The 21,917-nt window shown below is 60.7% G+C and carries 18 protein-coding genes; 10 read left to right on the top strand and 8 right to left on the bottom strand.

Features of this window, described 5'->3' with window-relative positions; genetic code table 11:
* Positions 1-21: 21 nt before the first annotated feature.
* The 4 genes from POF45_RS19560 to POF45_RS19545 all read right to left on the bottom strand — a co-directional run bounded on the left by POF45_RS19560 (position 22) and on the right by POF45_RS19545 (position 4,757).
* Complete coding sequence (locus POF45_RS19560) at positions 22-2,424, bottom strand: autotransporter family protein (RefSeq protein ID WP_259499008.1); 2,403 nt, start codon at positions 2,422-2,424, stop codon at positions 22-24.
* A 1,285-nt stretch (positions 2,425-3,709) separates the two neighbouring features.
* Positions 3,710-4,123, bottom strand: coding sequence for a response regulator (locus tag POF45_RS19555; RefSeq protein WP_259499006.1), 414 nt, complete (start codon positions 4,121-4,123; stop codon positions 3,710-3,712).
* Positions 4,124-4,194: 71 nt separating this feature from the next.
* Positions 4,195-4,407 (bottom strand): Flp family type IVb pilin, encoded by a 213-nt coding sequence (locus POF45_RS19550; protein ID WP_259499004.1) that lies wholly within the window; start codon positions 4,405-4,407, stop codon positions 4,195-4,197.
* A gap of 134 nt (positions 4,408-4,541) precedes the next feature.
* The gene (locus POF45_RS19545) at positions 4,542-4,757 is read right to left on the bottom strand and encodes a Flp family type IVb pilin (RefSeq protein ID WP_409077916.1); all 216 of its coding nucleotides are present in this window, start codon (positions 4,755-4,757) and stop codon (positions 4,542-4,544) included.
* Between the two features lie 330 nt (positions 4,758-5,087).
* On the opposite strand from POF45_RS19545, the gene cpaB reads away from it, so the two are divergent.
* From cpaB to POF45_RS19505, 8 genes are read left to right on the top strand one after another with little or no spacing between them, the layout of a single operon-like run.
* A complete protein-coding gene (gene cpaB / locus POF45_RS19540; RefSeq protein ID WP_282316463.1) occupies positions 5,088-6,035 on the top strand; it encodes a Flp pilus assembly protein CpaB in 948 nt (315 codons plus the stop codon).
* Between the two features lie 20 nt (positions 6,036-6,055).
* Positions 6,056-7,273 (top strand): type II and III secretion system protein family protein, encoded by a 1,218-nt coding sequence (locus tag POF45_RS19535; RefSeq protein ID WP_282316462.1) that lies wholly within the window; start codon positions 6,056-6,058, stop codon positions 7,271-7,273.
* Complete coding sequence (locus POF45_RS19530) at positions 7,270-8,460, top strand: CpaE/TadZ family protein (RefSeq protein WP_259498999.1); 1,191 nt, start codon at positions 7,270-7,272, stop codon at positions 8,458-8,460. Before POF45_RS19535 ends, POF45_RS19530 begins: the two co-directional genes overlap by 4 nt.
* Positions 8,457-9,725: a TadA family conjugal transfer-associated ATPase gene (locus POF45_RS19525; RefSeq protein ID WP_282316461.1), complete on the top strand. Its 1,269-nt coding sequence runs from the start codon at positions 8,457-8,459 to the stop codon at positions 9,723-9,725. Before POF45_RS19530 ends, POF45_RS19525 begins: the two co-directional genes overlap by 4 nt.
* Before the next feature lie 18 nt (positions 9,726-9,743).
* Positions 9,744-10,628 carry a type II secretion system F family protein gene (locus POF45_RS19520; protein ID WP_282316459.1) on the top strand — a complete coding sequence of 295 codons (885 nt, stop codon included), beginning with the start codon at positions 9,744-9,746 and terminating at the stop codon, positions 10,626-10,628.
* A 1-nt stretch (position 10,629) separates the two neighbouring features.
* Positions 10,630-11,514: a type II secretion system F family protein gene (locus POF45_RS19515; protein ID WP_259498995.1), complete on the top strand. Its 885-nt coding sequence runs from the start codon at positions 10,630-10,632 to the stop codon at positions 11,512-11,514.
* Between the two features lie 23 nt (positions 11,515-11,537).
* Positions 11,538-12,260: a tetratricopeptide repeat protein gene (locus tag POF45_RS19510; RefSeq protein WP_259498993.1), complete on the top strand. Its 723-nt coding sequence runs from the start codon at positions 11,538-11,540 to the stop codon at positions 12,258-12,260.
* A 7-nt stretch (positions 12,261-12,267) separates the two neighbouring features.
* Positions 12,268-12,537: a DUF3613 domain-containing protein gene (locus tag POF45_RS19505; RefSeq protein ID WP_282316458.1), complete on the top strand. Its 270-nt coding sequence runs from the start codon at positions 12,268-12,270 to the stop codon at positions 12,535-12,537.
* Between the two features lie 1,741 nt (positions 12,538-14,278).
* Here POF45_RS19505 and POF45_RS19500 read toward each other — a convergent pair.
* Both POF45_RS19500 and POF45_RS19495 read right to left on the bottom strand, forming a co-directional pair.
* The gene (locus POF45_RS19500) at positions 14,279-15,067 is read right to left on the bottom strand and encodes a response regulator transcription factor (RefSeq protein WP_282316457.1); all 789 of its coding nucleotides are present in this window, start codon (positions 15,065-15,067) and stop codon (positions 14,279-14,281) included.
* A gap of 124 nt (positions 15,068-15,191) precedes the next feature.
* Complete coding sequence (locus POF45_RS19495; RefSeq protein WP_259498987.1) at positions 15,192-15,662, bottom strand: A24 family peptidase; 471 nt, start codon at positions 15,660-15,662, stop codon at positions 15,192-15,194.
* Positions 15,663-15,737: 75 nt separating this feature from the next.
* Here POF45_RS19495 and POF45_RS19490 point away from each other — a divergent pair, with 75 nt between their 5' ends.
* Positions 15,738-16,184, top strand: coding sequence for a TadE/TadG family type IV pilus assembly protein (locus POF45_RS19490; protein ID WP_259498985.1), 447 nt, complete (start codon positions 15,738-15,740; stop codon positions 16,182-16,184).
* Positions 16,181-19,018, top strand: a complete 2,838-nt coding sequence (locus POF45_RS19485) for an ATP-binding protein (RefSeq protein WP_259498983.1) — start codon at positions 16,181-16,183, stop codon at positions 19,016-19,018. The genes POF45_RS19490 and POF45_RS19485 overlap by 4 nt, the downstream gene beginning before the upstream one ends.
* Positions 19,019-19,105: 87 nt before the next feature.
* On the opposite strand, the gene POF45_RS19480 is transcribed toward POF45_RS19485, so the two are convergent.
* Together POF45_RS19480 and POF45_RS19475 are read right to left on the bottom strand one after the other, a co-directional pair.
* Positions 19,106-21,109, bottom strand: coding sequence for a pilus assembly protein TadG-related protein (locus tag POF45_RS19480; protein ID WP_282316456.1), 2,004 nt, complete (start codon positions 21,107-21,109; stop codon positions 19,106-19,108).
* A gap of 235 nt (positions 21,110-21,344) precedes the next feature.
* Positions 21,345-21,902 (bottom strand): DUF4136 domain-containing protein, encoded by a 558-nt coding sequence (locus POF45_RS19475; RefSeq protein ID WP_259498980.1) that lies wholly within the window; start codon positions 21,900-21,902, stop codon positions 21,345-21,347.
* Between the last annotated feature and the right edge of the window lie 15 nt (positions 21,903-21,917).

Below are 21,917 nucleotides of genomic sequence, written 5' to 3'. Positions count from 1 at the left end.
GTGGTTCAAATGACGCCCGACTCAGAAGTCGTAACGCACTTTTGCCGTAAAGCTGTCGGAGTCAAAACCCGTGCTGGTCACATAGTTGTACGACCCGCCCACACTCCAGGCACCCATGCGATAGTTGGCGCCAACCCCCATTTCATAGCTGTCACGCACAGGCGTGGTGCCACGCGTCGCAAACGAATCACCGCCCAACACGAACGATGAGGTGGTGCCCGTCTTGTCACCTATAAAGTCGTGCCACGCCATGACCTTGGCTTCCGGCTCCAGGCTACCGGCGCCCAGATCAAACGCCGCCGCCAGTCGCGCACCCACGCCCATCTCTCCCACTTCATAACGCTGGCTGCCGACATTCAACGATGCCGAACTGCCCTTCTCGCGATAGCTGTCCATCCCCACGTTGGCGTAACGCGCGCCCACTTGCGGCTCAAGTAACAGGTTCGGTTGCAGGTGGAAGCTGTAACCGGCCAACGCACTCACACCAAAAATATCGCTGTCGTAATCACCCTTGGCCCGGGTGCCGGCGATGTAGCGTTTGGACTCGTTATCGTTCCAGCCATACATCAGCGACGAGTCAACGAACCAGTTGTCATGCGTCCAGTTGCCGTACAGCGTCAACGCGTGACCGGCCACGTCGGTTTTGCTGCCCAGATCCGATTTCACATCGCTCTTGAGATAGCTGTACGCCAGCCCCACGACCGTGTCGGCCGTCAACTGACCGTCAGCACCGACGGCTATCCCGTGGCTGTCCGCGTCATAGCCGGCGACGCCACGGCGTTCGTCCTGATTGGCGTCACTGCTCAGGGCTTGCAGCCACACGCCCTTATCCGTCGCGCCGTTACCGGTACGGGCGCGGCTGGAGCGATCATTGATGACGCTGGAGACCAGCGTCTGGCTGTTGGTGGTCGCATGCAGTACGCCACGGCTGACGTCCGGGCTGAGCTGATCCGCCAGCCTGGCCAACTGCGCATCGGTGCTGGCATTGGCGAAGGCCTGGAACACCGGGTCCTGTTCGCCGAGCCTGGCCATCAACGACGTCGACAGGCTACCCACTGCAACAGCGCCATTGACACTGCCGCCAGCGTCAAGTGTGTTTTGCGCCACCACGTCTTCAGGCTTGGTGCTGACCAGCGCCTTCACATCATTGCCTTCGACGCCGTAACTCTTGACCTCCAGCAACGCAGAGGAAGACGCCACGGTCAGGTTCTCGCCACCGACCAGATTGCCCGAACTGATCAAGGTGTAACGATTGCCACCGGCAGCGGTACGGAAATCAGTGGAACGGGCCTGCAACTGCAAGTGCCCGCCAGGCGCGATGTCAGTGGTGCCAGTGACGGTCAGGACTGGCCGGTTGATGTCGGTATCCTTGCCAACCGACATCACAATAACCGAGTCGGCCTCTTCCATGTCCAGGTTGCCGACAATCGTGGTGTGCGGCTGCACCAGAGTCAGTTGACCCTCTTGAACAGCAACGTAACCGGCCTTGATGGTCGAGCCGTCAAAGCTGACGTCATTATCGATCAATACCCCGGACAGGCCGAGCAAATCACCTTTGACATCGCCGCCGCTCCAGTGGAAATAGCTCTGGCCGTCGTCAACCTGAATGGCCGCCTTGCCGCCTTCGATCATCCCCGAGAACTGGCTGATGCTGAACAACGCCCCCCCTGCAGGTTGATTGCTCACATGGATACCGATGGACTCGCCGGACAAGTTGCCCGAGTTCACGACACTGCTGGTTCTGACGCCGGCCTCTGGGGTAAAGGTTGCACCCTTGATGGTCAGTGCTTCGGCCCCACTGCCGGTGGCCGTGATGGTGTTGGCGTTATAGACCGGCATCGTGGCGGTGGTGCTCTCAAGGTATATACCGCGGGCATTCGAGCCACTGGCAGTAATCGTCCCCTCGTTGATAACGCCTTTGCCCATTTTCACGCCGACCAGCGATACACCCGTGGCGTTGTTGCCGGTCACGGCGATCTCGCCCTTGTTGATGAAGTTGCCACCGAGCTGGACACCCTGGACAGCAAACCCCGTCGAATCACCACTGTCGGCCAGACCGTTGACCTTGATCGACCCGTCATTCCACAGGTTGGAATTGAGCTTTGCCCACGACACACCGCCCGAGTTCATGCCCACGCCCACGCCGTGAGTGGCGCCGTCAATGGTAATCGCCGCTTGGTTGCGCACTTCATAGTTGGCCATGGGCCGGGTGAACTGCGCCGCGCTGGTCACTGCCGAAGGCGAGGTTTGCACCACGTTCGCCGTGCCGGTGAGGTTCAGGAAACCGTAATACTGATTGACGCTGATCAGCGGGCCACGGACGCCCAGATCGTAATCAAGCGTATCGGCAAAAACGTTAGACGAGTAAGTGGCAGCGCAGACAGAGAGCGCCAACAACGTGCGGCGCAGGCAAGAGGTGTTCAATCGAGACTCCCTTCCGAAACGTGAAAATGTTCCAGCAGGGCTCAACGTTTCAATCAGGCATCCCTACCGACCCGAAAGCGGGGGCTTGATCGGGCGCGGCAAATGTACACGAGCCATCATTTCGACACTACTTAAATGTCAAAGTGATGGCGTCAAATTTTAAATCCCTGGTGGGGGGCCGCTTTCGCGAGCAGGCTCACTCCCACAGTTTTGAGTGGTGTACATCTGGAGGAGATTGGTTGGCTGGTAGGCCGCTTTCGCAGGCAAGCCAGGTCCCACAGTGGACTGGGTGCATCAGGGGGAGATTGGTCGGCTGGCAGGGCGTCTTCGCAGGCAAGCCAGCTCCCACAGTTGGATCGGGTGCACTTGGGAGAGCTTGGTTGGCTGGTGGGCCGCTTTCGTAGGCAAGTCAGCTCCCACAGGTTTGAGCGGGGTGCATCTGGGGGAGATTGGTTGGCTGGTGGGCCGCTTTCGCAGGCAAGCCAGCTCCCACAGTTTGGACTGGGTGCATCTGGGGGAGATTGGTCGGCTGGTAGGGCGTCTTCGCAGGCAAGCCAGCTCCCACAGTTTGGATTGAGTACATTCGCAAGGGATTGGTTGGCTGGTAGGTCGTCTTCGCAGGCAAGCCAGCTCCCACAGTTGGACTGGGTGCATCTGGGGGAGATTGGTCGGCTGGCAGGCCGTCTTCGCAGGCAAGCCAGCTCCCACAGTTTGGACTGGGTGCACCTGGGGGAGATTGGTTGGCTGGTGGGCCGCTTTCGCAGGCAAGCCAGCTCCCACAGTTTGGAGCGGTGTACATCCTGGGAGAGATTGGTCGGCTGTCAGGCCGCCATCGCGAGCAAGCTCGCTCCCACAGGAAAGCAGAAGCAGAAGCAAAGGCAGAAGCAAAGGCAGAAACAGATCCGCATACCTCCCCCCCCGCCCTTCACCACTCAACAGGCCGAGCGTTAGCTCGCCTGCAGCTCTTGATCTACCCGCCCCTTCGGGAGGCCGAGTGGAGGTGTTTATCTGGGGGTGGGCGCGTAGCGCCGTGCGGCGCAGCCGCACACATCGAGAGGAGGTCGTCGCGAAGCAGACCGTAGGCGATGCCCCCAGATGAATACCGGAGCGAGGGAACACCGAGCCCTAGCGAGGAGCCGTACGCTCGGGGCGAGCCTTTTTGGGTACTTTTTTGGCGTTTGAAAAAAGTGCCTCGCCGTAAGGGCGAAACCATAAGCCGCCATCACCGCAGCAACGGATATACACGCAAAACCCCAAGAGCATGGTCGGCCCAAAGGCCGCCAAGTCAAGGCTTGACCAAATGCACAGCCGGCAAAGGAAACAGATTATTCAACGTCTCCAGCAAGCGAACGTGATAAATGGGCTTGCGAAACAGATCCAACACCTGCAACCGCAGCATGTCACTGACATCCTCCATATCCGCATGCCCCGACGTCACAATCACCGGCAAATGCTGACGCGACGTATGCTCACGCAACCGCTTGATCAACGACATGCCACTTTCCTCCGGCATCCGCAGATCAGTAATCACCAAAGCAATATCCGGATTGCGCGTCAAATGATGCAGGGCAAGCTTGACCGAAGTCGCGGTAAAACAAATGAAGCCCTCGCCCTCCAGCAGTTCCGCCAATTCCAGCAACGCGTCCTCTTCATCGTCAACCAGAAGCAACTGTTGGCGTGGAGGCGAAGAAGCGTTCATGGGCAATACCTGAGAACTGAATGTAAGACCGAGTGTAGCGTGACATCAGCCAAGCGCGACCTTCACTCAGGTCATGGCGTTTGCACCGGTGCCGTCTGCGCAGTGCCGCCAAGAGCCACCAGCACACTGTTGAAAATCGCCAGCACCTTGGCGCCCACCGGCGTGATAAACACCACAACCACCACCGCCACCATCGCGACCACAATGGCGTACTCGATGGCCGACGCCGCTTCAGTACTGCCCAGAAAAAGACGCGCGCGCATCAACAAGTATTCAAAGAGCATGGAAGTTCTCCTTCGTGCCAAAGGCACCCAGACAACATAATCCCGGTAATAAAAAAGCAGAGCCCGAACGCGCCTTCCAGGGCCATCAATCAACAGATACCAGTACGGGCATGACTGCCGAAAAACCCTCTCGATCAAGGCGTAGGTTTGGTCTGCGCCGTGCCGCCGAGCGCCACCAGAACAGAGTTGAAGATGTTCAGGACTTTGGTGCCGATCGGTGTCACGAATACCACCACCACAACCGCAACCATGGCCACCACAATCGCGTACTCGATAGCCGATGCTCCTTCTTCACTGTTTAAAAACAATCGGGCCCTGGCCACCAGGTAGTCGAGAATCATACGGGACATATGCCTACTCCTTCGCGCCTCTGGCGCCGCTCTAACGGTACTGCGACAGGCTTCCACCGTGCTACCAGAGCATTGCCAACAAACCCCCTGTCAACAACTGTAAGAACGGATTAATCACAAAGAATTAACCACAAGGTCGACGTCGACATCCCGACAGTTAATTGGCCAATACTCATACTTTAGTGAGTTATTTTCGGACCAGTAATGGCGTTTTGTCTTAGATCAGCTAGCGTGGAAATAGCGAAATAGTTGCATGTTCATAGCTGCCTGATTGCGGAAATCTCTCGTTAGGAAGTGGGCTGATAGTGCAGCAGGATAGGGAGAGCCGTCATGAACAGTCGCATCACCATGGGCCTTGCAGCAGTGCTTTTACTCGGGGCGATTTTTGTCGGTTATTGGGGCCTTGTCCTCAGTCGGCAGTCGGCGCCTGTTGCCGCTCCCCAGGCGCCCGCCGCCCCGGTGGTTACTGTTGAAAAAACCGTCGCCGTTGCCGAAGACCAGACCCGCCAGCCGGTGGTCGTGCTGCTGCACGACGTGCCGCCCTTTACCCCGCTGACCGCCGCCGACCTGACCGTGGAAAAACTGCGCAGCGCCCCTGCCGGCAGCCTGAGCAACGTCGAGCAGGCCGTCGGCCGCACGCCGTGGCGGCACCTGAGCGCTGGCACCTGGCTCAACGATGAAAGTTTCGCGGCCGGCGGCGCACTGGCACGCATGATTCACAGCGATGAACGCGCGCTCGCCGTGGCCGTGGACGAAGTGATCGGCGCCGCCGGGCAACTGATACCCGGCGACTATGTCGATGTGCTGCTGTATCTGCGCCAGGACGCCAGCAACCTGCAGCAGTCGGCGCAGATCGTCGTCCCGGCCATACGCGTGCTCGGCGTCGGTGAACAGTTCGGCCTGACCAACGACGGCCAACCTGCCAACCCGGCCATGAGCAGTGACGACAAACTCAAACAGGATCAACGCCGCATCGCCGCACGCACGGTGGTGCTGGCGGTGCCCGAACAACTCTTGAGCCGGCTGATGCTCGCCACTCAGGTCGGCACCTTGCGCCTTGCGGTGCGCAGCAGCGAAGAGCAGCGTCTGGCTAAATACTGGGCGGGCGAAAGCGCGTCACCGGCCAAGCTCGACAGCGCCAACAGCGAACTTTTCCAGTTCACCCAACTGGCCCTTGGCGGCACGCCGAAAACGCCGTCCAGCGGCGACCACGGCGGTGCGGCCAGGCCTGCGGTGGAGATCATCCGCGGCAATCAGATCACCCAACAAACCCCATGACTGAGCAAGGATCCAAGTGCATGCAGAGTCGTTCCTGGCCGACGTTCAAACCCGTGTTCGGGGCCTTGATGCTGATGGGACTGTCCATGAACAGCGCCTTCGCGATAAGCAGCAATTGCACCGCACTGGGCCGCTTGCCGCCGGTGATCGAGATCGGCGAGGGGCTGCAACAGGATGTACAGTCGCCGGTGGCGATCACGCGCCTGGCCATCGGCGACCCGAAAATCGCCGACGTGCATGCCAACGGCAGTTCGTCCTTTTTACTCACCGGCATGGCCCCCGGCGCCACCAGCCTGATGGTCTGGACCGCCTGTGCCAGCGAACCGCGGCAGAGCATGGTGTTCGTCCAGGGCAAAGCCACCGCCGCCCTGACCAGCACCAGCGTGCTGCCATCCGATGAGCCCGAGTTGCCATCCCAGGTGCAGACCGACATCCGCTTCGTTGAAGTCAGCCGCACCAAACTCAAGGAAGCCACGGCGTCGTTGATCGGCAACCGGGGCAACTTCCAGCTGGGCTCCCCGGGGACGCTGCCCAATGGCGTAAATACGCCAACACTGCCCGTGGATAACACCCAGTTCAACTTCTCGTGGATCGGCGGCAAGACCATGGCGATCATCAACGCCCTGGAAGGCAGCGGCTTCGCCTACACACTGGCGCGCCCCAGCCTGGTGGCGCTGAGCGGGCAGAGTGCGAGCTTCCTGGCCGGCGGAGAAATCCCGATCCCGGTGCCCAGTTCCGGCAGCGATACCGTCACCATCGAATACAAGGAGTTCGGCATCCGCCTGACCCTGACCCCGACCGTCATCGGCCGTAACCGTATTGCCTTGAAAGTCGCGCCGGAAGTCAGTGAACTGGATTACAGCAACGCCATCACCATCGCCGGCACGCCGGTTCCGGCGTTGACCATCCGCCGCACCGACACCAGCGTCTCGCTGGCCGACGGCGAAAGCTTTGTCATCAGTGGCCTGATCAACACCACCAACACCTCGCAGGTGAACAAGTTTCCAGGGCTGGGCGACATCCCGATCCTTGGGGCATTTTTCCGCAGTTCGACCATCAACCGCACCGAACGCGAACTGCTGATGATCGTCACCCCACACTTGGTGAAACCACTGGCTGCCGATGCACAACTGCCCGCGTTACCGGGGGAAAAACTGCGCAACTACGACCCGAACTTCTACCGCATGTTCTTCCTCGAAAACGGCAACTTCGACAAGCGCAGCGGGTTGTCGCAATGAGCCAGAGCCTGAGCCAGACGTTCCTCGCCATCACCCGCAACAGCACCGACCTGGAATGGCTGCAAGGCGCCCTCGCGCCATTGGGTCAGGTGGTGAGTGCCGGGGGTGGCAGCCTCGACGAACTGCTGGCACTGGTGGATGTCACCTTCGCCAGCCTGGTGTTTGTCGGCCTTGACCGCGAACACGTAGTGGCCCAGAGCGCTCTGATCGAGGGCGCGCTGGAGGCCAAGCCGATGCTGGCCATCGTCGCACTCGGCGACGGCATGGATAATCAGCTGGTACTCAATGCCATGCGTGCCGGCGCGCGGGATTTCGTCGCCTACGGTTCGCGTTCCAGTGAAGTCGCCGGGCTCGTGCGGCGCTTGAGCAAACGCCTGCCGCCAGTGGCACCGAACACGCAACTGGGCGGCCTCACCGTGTTGTACGGCGTGCAGAGTAATGCCGACGGCGCGCTGCTGGCCAATCACATGGCGCTGGTGGTGCAAAAGAGCGGCCAGCAAACCTTGCTGCTCGACCTCGGCATGCCACGCGGCGACAGCCTGGCGCTGTTCGGGCTGGAGAGTTCGTTTCACTTTGGCGATGCCCTGCGCCACTTGCGCCGTCTCGACGCCACGCTGATCGACAGCGCCTTCACCAGCGCTGAAGCGGGCCTGCGGATCCTGGCCTATGCCAGCAGCGACGAGCCGCTGGAAAGCACCAGCGCCGCCGAGTTGTACATGCTGCTCAGCGCCCTGCGCCAACACTTCCAGCACATCGTCGTGAACCTCACCGGCCAGCCCGACAGCGAAGCCTTGCGCACCTTTGTCAGCCATTGCGACAAGCTGCTGTGGTACACCGACCAGAACGTTCTCGACTGCCGCCGCAACCTGACGGTACTCAATCTGTGGCGGGAAAAAGGCATGAAGCTCGACCACGGCCGTTTGCTGATCGACCGCTACCTGAGCAACGTCGCCCCGAACTCGGACACCCTCGGCAAAACCTTCAATCTGGAAGTGATCGCGGTACTGGCCTTCAGTCCGGAACTGCGCCTGAACGCAAAAAACCAGGGCCTGAGCCTGTTCGAACTGGGCCCTCGTGAAAAACTCACACAAAGCCTGCGCACCCTCGGCGAGCGCCTGGCCAAACGTTCCGAAGGCCTGGCCAAGCCGAAGGTCAACTGGTTCAACCGGTTGCGAGGCACACCATGACCGCAGAAAAACTCTTCGGCGCACCCCAGCGCGGCCCGGTCGGCAACACCGACCATGAAGGCCTGAAACTGGTGCTGCACCGCTACATCATCGACGCCATCGAAGAGTCCGGGAAAAACCTGCTGGAGGGCTCGCGGCAGTTGTTGGCGCAGTTCGTCACCGACAAGGTCGCCGAATACATTGCCCGTTTGCACCTGGCGATTTCCCGCTACGAAATGGAGCGCCTGGCCGAAGAAATCGTCGATGAACTGACCGGCTTCGGTCCGCTCGAAGTGTTGCTGCGCGACCCATCGGTGACGGAGATTCTGGTCAACGGCCCGCATCGCGTATTCATCGAACGCGACGGCGTGCTGCACCAAAGTGACCTGCGTTTTATCGATGCGCATCACGTCGAACGCGTCATGCAACGCATCCTTGCGCCGCTGGGAAGACGACTGGACGAGTCGTCGCCGATGGTCGATGCGCGCATGCCCGACGGCAGCCGGGTCAACGCGATCATCCCGCCGATTGCGCTGGATGGACCCTGCCTGTCGATTCGTAAATTTCGCAAGGACATGCTCAAAAGCACCGACCTGATGGCCACGCAGACCATCGACCTGGCGATTTTCGACTTTCTTCAAGAGGCGGTCGGCAAGCGCTGCAACATCCTCATCAGCGGCGGGACCGGCACCGGCAAAACCACGTTGCTGAACATCCTCAGCCAGCTGATCAATCCCCATGAACGACTGGTGACTATCGAGGACGTCGCCGAATTGCAACTGGGCCATCCCCACGTCGTGCGCCTGGAAACGCGCCCGCCGAATGCCGAGGGCCACGGCGAAGTCAAAGCCAGCGACCTGATCCGCAACGCCCTGCGAATGCGCCCCGACCGGATCATCCTCGGCGAGATCCGCGGCGTCGAAGTGCTCGACGTACTCACCGCCATGAACACCGGCCACGATGGCTCCATGAGTACCGTGCACGCCAACAATGCCCAGGACGCCTTGCTGCGTCTCGAAACCCTGGTTGGCCTTACCGGCCGCACGGTGGCCGAGCGCACTTTGCGGCAAATGATCTGCGCGGCGCTGGACGTGATCATCCAGCTGACGCGCCTGCCCGATGGTCGACGCTGCGTCAGCGAGGTCGTGGAAGTGGTCGGCATTCGTGAAGACATCTATGTCACCAACACACTGTTCCGGCTTAACCGGCAGGCGGGTTTCGGCTTCCTGCGCGAAGCGCTCAACCCGGCTGGCGACAAGCTGCGGCACGAGACGAACCTGGGCTGACGGCATGGGGTATTCATCATGATCGGACCGATTATTCTCATCCTCATCTGCCTGATTTTGCTGGGGCTGTCGATCCGCCTGTTCCTGCACGGCGTCCACAAGACTGCCAACGAACGCGTGCTTAACCGCCTGGCCGAAGGTCAACCGCAACAGCCCATGGTCAACACTTCGTGGGTGGGCCTTGAACGCATGTTTCTGCGCGCAGGCCTGGGACGCCCGACCGAGCGTCTCGGCCTGTGGCTGATGCTATGGGCCGTGGCGATGCTGCTCGGCTACCTGCTGGCGGACTGGATCGGCTTGCTGGTCGCGGTACTCACGCCACCGCTGCTGCTGCGGCTGTACATTGACTGGCTGTATCGGCGCCGCCTCAAACGCATGATCGAACAACTGCCGCAGTTACTCGACCACACCGTACGCAGCCTCAAGTCCGGCCGGACCCTGGCCGACGCGGTCATGGGCAGCATCGAAGCCAGTGACGACCCACTGAAAAAAGCCATGGGCCGGGTGCAGCGCAACGTGCAGTTTGGCGTTAATTTGCCGGACGCCGTGAGCGACTTCGCCGAGCTGTATGAGCAGAACGAACTGCGCATGTTCGCCCTGGGCTTGAAGGTCAACCACCGTTACGGCGGCAACGCCAGCGAGCTGTTGGAGAACCTGATCAAACTGATTCGCGAACGCGACCAGGGCGCCCGCCAACTGCGCGCCCTGACCGGCGAAACCCGCATGACCGCCTGGGTGCTGGGTTCACTGCCGGTGATTCTGGTGAGTTACTTCATGCTGACCAACCCCGGCTACATGCTCGGCATGTGGCACGACTCGGGTGGCCAGACCATGCTGATCGTCGCGGCGGTGTTGCAGGTGCTCGGCTGCCTGGCACTGTGGCGCATGTTGCGGAGCGTTTGAAATGGTGCTGCTGGCGGCTCTCATGCTGTTCCTCGGCGCCCTGTTGCTGGTGAGCAATCACTTGCTGCAAGAGCGTCGCCGTGTGCGTCAGGTGACCCAGCGCCTGCAGGGCAATCTGGTACGGGAAAACCGCTTCGGCCATTGGCTGCGTGCACTGGGCAACAGCCGATTCGGCCAGCGCTCGGTGAGCATCGACAGCGAAACCCAGACCCTGCTCAGCCGCCTGGGCTGGCGCCGCGCCAGCGAACGCTCGCTGTATGCCGCCTGCCAGGTCGGCACCCCGCTGCTGACCCTGGGCCTCGGGTTGTTTCTGCAAGAAGTGTTTTTCCCCCACGCCGCCAACGGCTGGCTCGCGCCGATGCTCGCCACCGGTGCTGGTTATCTGCTGCCCAAACGCTTGCTGGCGTATGCCGCTGGCCGCCGGCAGAAAATCATCTCGGCCGAAATTTCCACCTTCATTCCACTGCTGCGCATCCTCTTCGAATCCGGCATGGCGGTTGAACAGGCGTTGCGCGTGCTCAGCACCGAAGGCCAGAAACTGCTGCCGGAACTGACCAGCGAACTGCGGCTGATCCTGACCCGCGTCGACTCGGGCCTGGAGCTGGGCCAGGAGCTGAACAAGGCGGCGGTGATGCTGGCGGTGGATGAATTCACCGATACCTGCGTGATCTTGCAGCAACTGATTCATCAGGGCGGTGGCGCGATGAAATCCCTGCTGTCGCTCAAACAACTGCTGGACGACCGACGCCTGACACGCCTGCAGGAATACATTTCAAAGATGTCGGCCAAGATGTCCGTGGTGATGATGATGTTTCTGTTTCCGGCCTTGCTGATCGTACTGGCCGGCCCTGGCTTTACCGCCATTACCCGAGCGTTCGCATCCTGACGTTGGCTCATGGAGAGAGTTTGATGAAAGCACTGATAGTCGCGGCAAGCCTGTTGATGCTCGGCGGATGCGCCACCGACGGCCAGACGCCGTGGGCAGCACTGACCGGCCCCAGCAGTTGCAGCAAGCTGAGTTCCGACCAGGAACTGGCCCTGAACCTGGCCGATGACCTGGCCAACGACGGCAAACTGCACGCCAGCCTGGCCAACCTGCAAAGCCTGCCCGACAACCTCGGCGAAGTGCGCTTGCGCAAAGCCAAGGTCTACCGCCTGCTGGGCCGCAGCGAAGCCGAACCGCTGTACCGCAGCCTGCTCGGCAGCTGCCTGACCGCCGACGCCGAACACGGCCTGGGCCAACTCTATGCCGCCCGTGGCGACAACGGCCAGGCGCAGGCGCATCTGCAACGGGCAGTACGACTGGCGCCCACCGACGAAAAAATTCGCAACGACCTGGGCGTGGTCTACCTCAACCAGCTGCGCATGGAGGACGCTCGCTTCGAATTCCTCACCGCCATCGAACTCAAGCAAACCGATCAATTGGCGACGCTGAACCTGGTGACCTTGCTGCTGTACCAGGACAACTGGCAACAAGCCGCCGAAATCGTCAGCCGCTCGCACCTGACCCCGGAACAATTCACCGACGCCCAACAACGCGCAGAAAAACTCAAGGCCCCGGTCAAGGCCAAACCCGCGGCCGGCAGTCAGGTAGCGGTGGCGACCGACCCGCTGCCGTCAACGATCAAGTGAGGCTGCCATGAACACGTTGAAAGGACTGTGTTACCTGAGCCTGTTGACTTTGCCACTGAGCGCCCTGGCCATCGACGCCGGCCCCGCCTCGGCACAGCAACAGGAAACCGAAGGCTGGCTGCTGCTGCAAAGCCGCAACAAGGCAGCGTCCGCCAATCCACAAGCGGCTACAGCGGCCGAACGGGAAATGGCGATGCAGCGATGGTTGAAGAAGTACAAGTATGAGATTCCGGATCTGTATGACCCAGATGCAGGGGGCAAGATCAAGACTAACTGAGTGGGTAATTGCCCTGTAGGAACTGCCAGTCCATTCGGGAGGGATTGGTTGGCTGGCTGGGCGCCTTCGCGAGCAGGCGAGCCAGCTCCCACAGGTGGACCGGGTACATTCGGGAGTGATTGGTTGGCTGGTAGGCCGCCATCGCGAGCAAGCTCGCTCCCACAGAAAAGCAAAAGCAGAAGCAGAAGCAGAAGCAGATCCGCATACCACCCCCGCCCTTCACCACTCAACAGGCCGAGCGTTAGCTCGCCTGCAGCTCTTGATCTACCCGCCCCTTCGGGAGGCCGAGTGGAGGTGTTTATCTGGGGATGGGCGCGTAGCGCCGTGCGGCGAAGCCGCACACATCGAGAGGAGGTCGTCGCGAAGCAGACCGTAGGCGATGCCCCCAGATGAATACCGGAGCGAGGGAACACCGAGCCCTAGCGAGGAGCCGTACGCTCGGGGCGAGCCTTTTTGGGTGCTTTTTTGGCGTTTGAAAAAAGTGCCTCGCCGTAAGGGCGAAACCATAAGCCGCCATTACCGCAGCAACGGATATGTACCCCATCAAAATCCCGGTCGGCTGTCAGGCCGTCTTCGCAGGCAAGCCAGCTCCCACAGTTGGGCTGGGTGCATCAGGGAGAGATTGGTCGGCTGTCAGGCCGCCATCGCGAGCAAGCCAGCTCCCACAGTTGGACTGGGTGCATCAGGGAGAGATTGGTCGGCTGTCAGGCCGCCATCGCAGGCAAGCCAGCTCCCACAGTTGGACTGGGTGCATCAGGAGGAGATTGGTCGGCTGTCAGGCCGCCTTCGCAGGCAAGCCAGCTCCCACAGTTTGGAGCGGTGTACATCCTGGGGGAGATTGGTCGGCTGTCAGGCCGCCTTCGCAGGCAAGCCAGCTCCCACAGGTTTGAGCGGGGTACATTCGGGAGGGATTGGTTGGCTGGTAGGCCGCCATCGCGAGCAAGCTCGCTCCCACAGAAAAGCAAAAGCAGAAGCAGATCCGCATACCACCCCCGCCCTTCACCACTCAACAGGCCGAGCGTTAGCTCGCCTGCAGCTCTTGATCTACCCGCCCCTTCGGGAGGCCGAGTGGAGGTGTTTATCTGGGGGTGGGCGCGTAGCGCCGTGCGGCGTAGCCGCACACATCGAGAGGAGGTCGTCGCGAAGCAGACCGTAGGCGATGCCCCCAGATGAATACCGGAGCGAGGGAACACCGAGCCCTAGCGAGGTGCCGTACGCTCGGGGCGAGCCTTTTTGGGTACTTTTTTGGCGTTTGAAAAAAGTGCCTCGCCGTAAGGGCGAAACCATAAGCCGCCGTTACCGCAGCAACGGATATGTACCCCATCAAAATCCCGGTCGGCTGTCAGGCCGCCTTCGCAGGCAAGCCAGCTCCCACAGTTTGGAGCGGTGTACATCCTGGGGAAGATTGGTCGGCTGTCAGGCCGCCTTCGCAGGCAAGCCAGCTTCCACAGTTGGACTGGGTGCATCAGGGGGAGATTGGTCGACTGTCAGGCCGCCTTCGCAGGCAAGCCAGCTCCCACAGGTGGACTGGGTGCATCAGGGGGAGATTGGTCGGCTGTCAGGCCGCCTTCGCAGGCAGGCCAGCTCCCACAGTTTGGAGCGGTGTACATCCTACGGGAGATTGGTCGGCTGTCAGGCCGCCTTTGCAGGCAGGCCAGCTCCCACAGTTTGACCGGTATACACCTGGAGGAACATGGTCGGCCCTAAGGCCGCCAAGTCCAAGCCCAAGCCCAAGCCCAAGTCAATGCGCAGTAACCCGCTGCCGAACAGAAGAACTGCTGGGAGAAAGAGCCAACGCCAACTGCGTCCGATTATGCATATGCGTCAACCGCAAAACCTGCGACACATAAAGCTTCACCGTGTTCTCGGTAATCCCCAACTCACAGGCAATCTGATAATTGGTCTGCCCCTTGCCCACCAACCGCGCCACATCCAGTTGCCGGGGCGACAGCTGATTGAAAATTGCCGGAATCTCCGCCCGATCCGCATCACTGACCTCATCCCCCGCCGCCATACGCGAAGACGCCCCAGGACTACGCCGCACCTTGTCCAGGTCCTGATAAAGGTCATCAATGGATTCAGATAAAAACTGCAGCTTCTGATTCAGCTGCCCCAGCTGCACACTCTTGTGCCGCTCTTGCAGAGCGACTTCCTGACGCTGCAAACCTTCCAGCAGCTCACCCAGATCAATGGGCTTTTGATAGTAATCAGCAATGCCGGCACGCAACGCCTTGATCACATCCTGCTTGTCCGCACGCCCGGTGAGCATGATTGCCTCGAAGGCCCGCTCCTTGCCGGCAATACGTTGCAGCTCCTGCACCAGCTGGATGCCATCCAGGTCCGGCATGTGCAAATCGCACAGCACCAGGCCAATATCGACATCTTCGCCGAAACGCTCGACCGCCTGCCGACTGGATTCGCATGGCACACAGCGATAACCGTTGCTTTCGAGGAATTCACACAGTTCCTCAACAATCAACGGCTGATCGTCGACCACAAGGACTTTTATTGCAGACGTAAGCTTGTTCACGTGCCACTCCATGCCGAGGTCGAAGCTGACCATTCCTGTACTTTCAGCCTTCAGCTGTATAACCACTCACTTGAAAGTAGACGCACTTTCCGACTATGTACATAGGACTAGTGGCGCTTGGCGACTAGTGAATCCAATACAGCGCAAGCAGTACCCCGGCAAACACAAACGGTGCAAATGGCGGCTTTTTTGACGTTCCTGGCTCCATATATCGAAGATGCTCTCTAAGCCCTTGACTCATATGGAGCCAGACTCTTGGCGCCAGCCACAACCAGACAACGCTGGCAATCGCGGCGCCAATAAAAGAGCCAAGGACAAAAACGCCGTCCGTCGCAAGACCCAAAGCTGTCATTAATTTCACATCCCCGGCGCCCATTCGGCCCATTACATAGCCCGGCAAAGTGAATGCCAACGCGAGTAAAAAGGCCCAGCCGCCCTGCTCAGCCTCGGCGCCCATCCAGGTGCTGCCGGTCCACAGCAAATACATCAGCGCAAGCAAACCAATGCCCAGGGTCAAGGCATTGGCGATGCGTTTCTCTCGTGCATCCTGCGCCGCGCACAGCGCCAGCCAGATCAATAGGACAAAACTGTGCATCCGGTAAAAACCGTCCGTTTTTGCTGAATGATTCTATGCTGATACTACGCAGTGACAGTCAGGGTAGACGCAGTCATGAAAACAGGCCTCCCCAAATCGCAGAAAGGCGCTGTGGCGATTGAATTCGCCCTGGTGTTCGTGATTTTTTTTGCCGTGTTTTATGGCCTGGTCAGCTACAGCGTGCCTCTGGTGCTGATGCAGTCATTCAACGAAGCCACGTCCGAGGCGGTACGCCGTAGCGTCGCGGTGGACCCCACTACGCCAAGCTACGCCAGCGTGCTGGTCAGCACCGCCAACGCCACACTGACACAGCAACTGTCATGGGTGCCCCCGGCGCTGAACCTGGTGATCGGCGTGGACACCAGCGCGGCCTATAACGCCACCACCGGTACATTGACCGTCACGGTGAACTACCCCGTCAGCAAGCTCAATCAGGTGATTCCGTTTCTGGTATTGCCGGGAGTGGGCACCGTGCCCAATCTGCCGACGTTCCTCACTGCGACATCGAGTCTGCAATTTTGAACTCGGGGGAAAAACTCTTCGCTCGTTTGCTCAACCGCGCGCCGACTGCCGCCATCGACCTGCCCGACCCTCTGGGCTCGCCGCCCTTCGGCTTGCATCTGCACCTTGATGCCAACGGTGGCGTCTTGCAAATGGCCGGCCCACTGCGCCATTTGCTGGCGCAACAATCGCCCCATGACCAACCCCTGCCGCTACACCGTTATGTGCAACCCCACAGCACTCTGGCCATAGAGGGCCGACCGGTGGAATGGCTGGGCCAAAGTCTTGACCTCGATTTCCCCGGCCACGGCGACCAGACCCTGCACCTGCGAGGTTGGGTTCAGCCCTTGGGCACTGGCTGGCTGATGCAGTTGATGGACATCGCCGATCTGTTGCTTGAGCGCCAGCAATCGCGCAGTCGCGACACCTGCCAGGCACTCGCCGCGCAGATCAGCGAACAACTGCGTGCTTGCAGCCTGACCCGGCTACCGGTGATCGTCGGCGAACAGTTGCAGGCCATTGCCCAGCGCTGGCACATCCCCTGTCTCGCCCTGACCCTGCTGGACGAACAGGCGCAGGGCTGGCAGATCCATCGCCAGTTCCGTGCCCACGACGCGCCAACGCTGTGGCATGACGGACAACAGCTTGGCACGACCCTCGACAGTTTGAACGGCACCGGGCCACAACACGTCAGCACTCATCACGGCCTCGACCCACATTCGCGAGTACAGGCCATGTTCGGCAACGTCGAAGGCTTTGCCGTGCCCTATAGCGATGACCGGGGCGTGGTGGCCTGGTTGCTGTGCGGTTTTTATCCGGTGGATGCCAGCGAATCGAACCTGAGTGATCGTGACTGGATGGGGTTGTGCAGCGCGTTGGCAGGCCCGTTGCTCGCTCGCTTGCGTGAGCTGCAGCATCACCAGCAACTGGAGCGCATGGAGTCATTGCAAACGCTGCTGGGCACCGGCTGGTGGGAAATCGTCGGGGATGACGTTCATCTGGCGCCGTCCCTGGTCATCGCACTGCAACTGGACGCCCCCAGACCGTCCCTTGATCAGTGGCTGGAACAGATCCACCCCGCCGACCGCGAGGAGTTGCGCAGTCGCCTGCACGCCCTGCAACAACAGAGCGAAGCCTTGACCCTGTGTGTGCGGCTATACAGCCCTGACGCCTGGAAAAATCCACTGTGGTATCGCCTTCAGGGGCTGGCCATCGGCAGCGGTGAAAACCGGCGGCTGGTGGGGTTCATGCTCGACATCAGCGACATCAAGAACCAGCAACAGATCGCTGACGCCGCTCATGCGCGGCTGGATAACCTGATCGCCAGTTCGCCGGCGGTGATCTATGTCCAGCGCTACGCCGAGGGTGCGCTGCAACCGGCGTTTTTCAGCGCCAGCCTGCAACCGCTGCTGGGCTGGAATCTGGCTGACTGCACCGCCACCGCACTGGTGGAACGCGTGCATCCCGAAGATCGAGAGCTGTATTTCGAGCGCACCCGCCACCTGCTGCGCGAAGGCTCGGTGCGCGCCCGCTATCGACTGCGCGACAGCCGGGGCGACTATCACTGGCTGCTCGATGAAGCCAAACTGCTGCGCGACGACCTCGGCCTGCCCGTGGAGGCGGTCGGCTTGTGGCTGGACGTCACCGAAGCGACCCTGGTCGCCGAGCAGGTCAGGCAAAGCGAGGAGCGTTACCGGATTCTGGTGGAAGACTCGCCGGCGATGATCTGCCGCTATTGCCCGGACCTGACCCTGACCTTCGGCAACCGTCCCTTGGCGATGTACCTGGAGTGCACGCCGGACGAACTGCCGGGGGTCAATCTGGGCAGCTGGATGTCTGATGAACAGCGCGATGCGTTCGTACAGCGTCTCAACCTGTTGACCCCGGAGCAGCCAGTCAGCACCGCAGAAATCAGCCTGCAATTGCCGGGACGCGAGCATGCGTGGTGGGTCTGGTCGGATCGCGGAGTGTTCGATGAGCGGGGGCAACTGATCGAAGTACAAGCGGTGGGCCGCGACAACACTGAAGTGCGCCGCTCGCAACAGCAGCTCACCCAAAGCGCAAAAATGGCCACCCTCGGCGAAATGGCGACCGGGCTGGCCCATGAAATCAACCAGCCGCTGAATGTAATGCGCATGGCCATCGTCAACGTGCTCAAACGCCTGAGCAATGGCGATGTGCAGATCGATTACCTGCAAGACAAGCTCAATCGCATCGACGCTCAAGTGCAGCGAGCTGCGCGGGTGGTGGACCACATGCGCGTATTTGGCCGGCGCTCGGAGATCGAGCAGCAACCGTTCAACCCGGCGGATGCCATCGAGGGCACGCTGTCGCTGCTGAACGAAGGCATGCGCGGTAAAGGCGTGGACCTGCGCATCAGCGAGACCGGTTTTACCGTGCAGGTGCGCGGTTATGTGGATCAGCTGGAACAGGTGTTGATCAACCTGATGGTCAACGCCAGGGATGCGCTACTGAGCAAACGCGAGGCCGACTCTACCTTCAGGCCGTGGATTTCGGTGTACGCCGAGCGCGACAAGCACTCGGTACGGCTGTGGGTCGAGGACAACGGCGGCGGTATCGATCCACGATTGCTGGAGCGGATTTTCGAACCCTTTTTCACCACCAAACCGGTGGGCGTCGGCACCGGGCTTGGTTTGTCGGTGAGCTATGGCATTGTCGAGAACATGGGGGGGCGACTGAGTGTGTCCAACTCGGTGGATGGCGCGCGCTTCTGTATCGAATTGCCGATTGTGCTGGATGACGAGATGCCCGATGACTCCGTGGCGAGGGAGCTTGCTCCCGCTGGCCTGCGTAGCGGCCCTGAAATCGACAACGCCAACGCTGAAAAATCGTAATGACCTTGTCGGGGCCGCTTCGCGCCCCAGCGGGAGCAAGCTCCCTCGCCACAGTTTTTTTGAGCGCGATCAAGGTTGCGCGGATCACTAGTTCACCAGATAGGCCACGCCGGTCTGCCCGCAGGTCATGTTGGCGCCGACATCGACGTCCATCAGGTTGATGCCCAGACTGCTCAGCAAATTGTTGAGCAATGGGTCGAGTAGCGGGCTTAGCAGGTTGGTGATCACCGGTACCAGCAGACTGGTGACACTGCTGATCAACGTACCAACGCCCGCGACAATGCTGCCCAGCGGGTTGCTGCCTACCGGTTGATAAACGATCAGGTTGATGCCTGCCAAGGTATTGGCAAGGCTGTTGACGATATTGGTGGTGGGCACGGCGGATATCACGCTCGGTGGCAGTAGCAGGTTCGGTGGTGTTGCAAACGGTGTGGTGCTGGAAAACACCAGGTCCTGGGTGTTTTGCCCGACGCTGGTGTTGGCCATGATCGCGATGCCGCCAGCGGCAAACGGTACATGAGTCGACTCGTCACAGCTGCCCAGACCCAGGATTTTGTGGCAGGTCACAGTCCCAAGATCGATCAGCGCCAGTGGCGTGACCGTCGGCTCGGCGCTGGATGAAAACGCTGCGGTGGGGTCGATCTTGCCCAGTTTGATGTCGGCAATGGAGGTGACGGTATGAGCGGTCAGGCTTTTAGTGCCGCTGGTCCCGCCCACCGGGCAGCTGTAAGCGGTGACGTAACTGATGGCACCGCCAGCATCCAGGCTGATATCGATTTCGGGGGATGGCAGCAGCAGCGGGTCGAGTTGCTGGCAGCCGGCACCGAGCAGACAACCTACGGAGTTAAGAGTAGCGACCAGATTCAGGCTCAGCAGCGCGTTGAGTGTCGGGGTCAATGAACCCACTAACCCCAATACCGCGTTGGCCAGCCCTGTCACCCCGGTCAGCACCGGTAAATTGATCGACAGCATCGTGCGTATTTGGGCGGTACGCACATAAATCTGATTCGGCCCCGTCGGGTTGAGCACCGCCAGCGCCGGATTACCGATAGCGGAAAACTGCGGTGGCTCGATCACCTTGACCCGCACCGTGACGTTGGCCAGGCCCAGTACGCTGATCGGCAAGGTCGCCGCCACCGCACTTTTACTGTTGGCCAGTTGCACCACGGCCTGGATCAGTTGCAGCAACTGCAGATTGGCATCAAGCCCCGCCGCGGTGGTGCCGGTTTGCAGCTGCAAAATCTGCCCGAGCGTGAGCGGCACGGTGTTGATCGCTGCCAGTTGCAGGTTGCCCAATGCGGTCATCACATCGGCCGTCGCGCCGTTGAGCGAGACCACAGTCGCCGCCGCCTGGATCAGCTGCGTGACGGTGACCTGGGTGTTGAGCAACTGTGTGTAATTGCCCGCCGCCACATTGAGGTTGATCGCCAGTTGGTTGAGGTAGCCGAGCAGATTGATGTTGGTGTTGAGCAAGCCGCTCCAACCCAGTGCCGTCACGTTGACATTGCCACCCAGCAATCCGGAAAACAGTGGATTGAGGATGTTCGACTGGGCAGTACTGATGGTGACGAGGTTGCTGCGAATGTTCAGTTGGGCAATCGTCGGTTGCGGCTGAGCCGCCACCGCCGAGGCATTGAGTGTGGTAGTGAGGCTGACCGGCGCCCCGGAAAACAGCGCCTGCACCCCGCCGGCAAAACTGGTGGTGAGGGTGCGGCTGGCGACCACTTTGACGGCGGCCGCCTGGGTGCCGTCCACGGTAAACGTGCGCAACCCGGTGGCCGCCGCTGTGACCATGGTGCCGCAGGTGGTGACGAGGGTGTCGTTGGCATCGACGGTGAAGCCATTGCGGGTGGCGCTTTGGCCGGCGTAACTGGCCGCCGTCAGGCCCGACAGGCAATTGCCGCCACGACTGACCGCTTCCAGTGCGGCGTTATCCACTACCCGCTGCAATTTGCGCTGTTCCAGATAGAGCCGGCCGGTATCTACCACCAGCAACATCAACACCAGTGCCAGGCTGAGGGTCATGGCCGCCAACAACCCGATGGCCCCTCGTTGCCGGGCGGGACCACGAAACTGCGAACGAGGCGACATCGCGCACTCCTTTGCCGGCGCAGAGCCGAGCGCTACCTCCATAGATGAGCATCAGTGTAGACAAGGGTGGGCGGGGTTGCTGACAACCCGGTATCACACACAACACAAAAAACTGTGGGAGCGAGCCTGCTCGCGAAGAGGGAGTTTCAGTCGACTTCAATGTTGTTGCCTGACACTCCGCTTTCGCGAGCAGGCTCGCTCCCACAAGGGATATTGTGGTGTTAGTGGGATCGGGTTAGCGCGGTGGATAATTCGCCATGATCCGACCCACCGTCTCGCGCACAGCCTTGCTTCGGTCCGTCGGGTCCGGCGAGCTGCTGAGCATTTGCTCGTCACTGCCACGCCACACCAGCTTGCCGTCCTTGCCGTCGAGCAGGTCGATCTGGATGGTCGCGACCTTATAAGTGATGTTGCGGGTTTCGTTGTACATCGGCGCGCCCCAATAGCCGTTCCATGGACCGCCCCAACCGCCGCCGTAGTTGGTGGTCACTTGCTGCTGGCGGTCCTCGACGATCAGGTAGGTCTGCACACTCACGTCGCCCTTGGTGCCCGCTGCTGCCGGGCGCAGGCCACGCTGATCGAGCTGGTCGGCCACGGATTGGCGGATGCGCTGTTCGGTCAGGTCGCTTTTGATCCGAGGATCATCGGGGCGGTATTGCAGCGCGGGCTCTTTCCAGCTCCAGGTGCGATAGGCGGCGAAGTCGCGGCTGGCGTCAAAGTCATGGTTGACCTGGTTGGCGGCGCAGGCGCTGAGCAGCGTGGCGACAGCCAGTAAAGCAAGGCGGCGGAACATGATGTTCTCCTGTGG

This window comes from Pseudomonas fungipugnans (assembly GCF_029955235.1).
Classification (GTDB): domain Bacteria; phylum Pseudomonadota; class Gammaproteobacteria; order Pseudomonadales; family Pseudomonadaceae; genus Aquipseudomonas; species Aquipseudomonas fungipugnans.
This window is presented reverse-complemented; position numbering and strand designations above follow the sequence as displayed.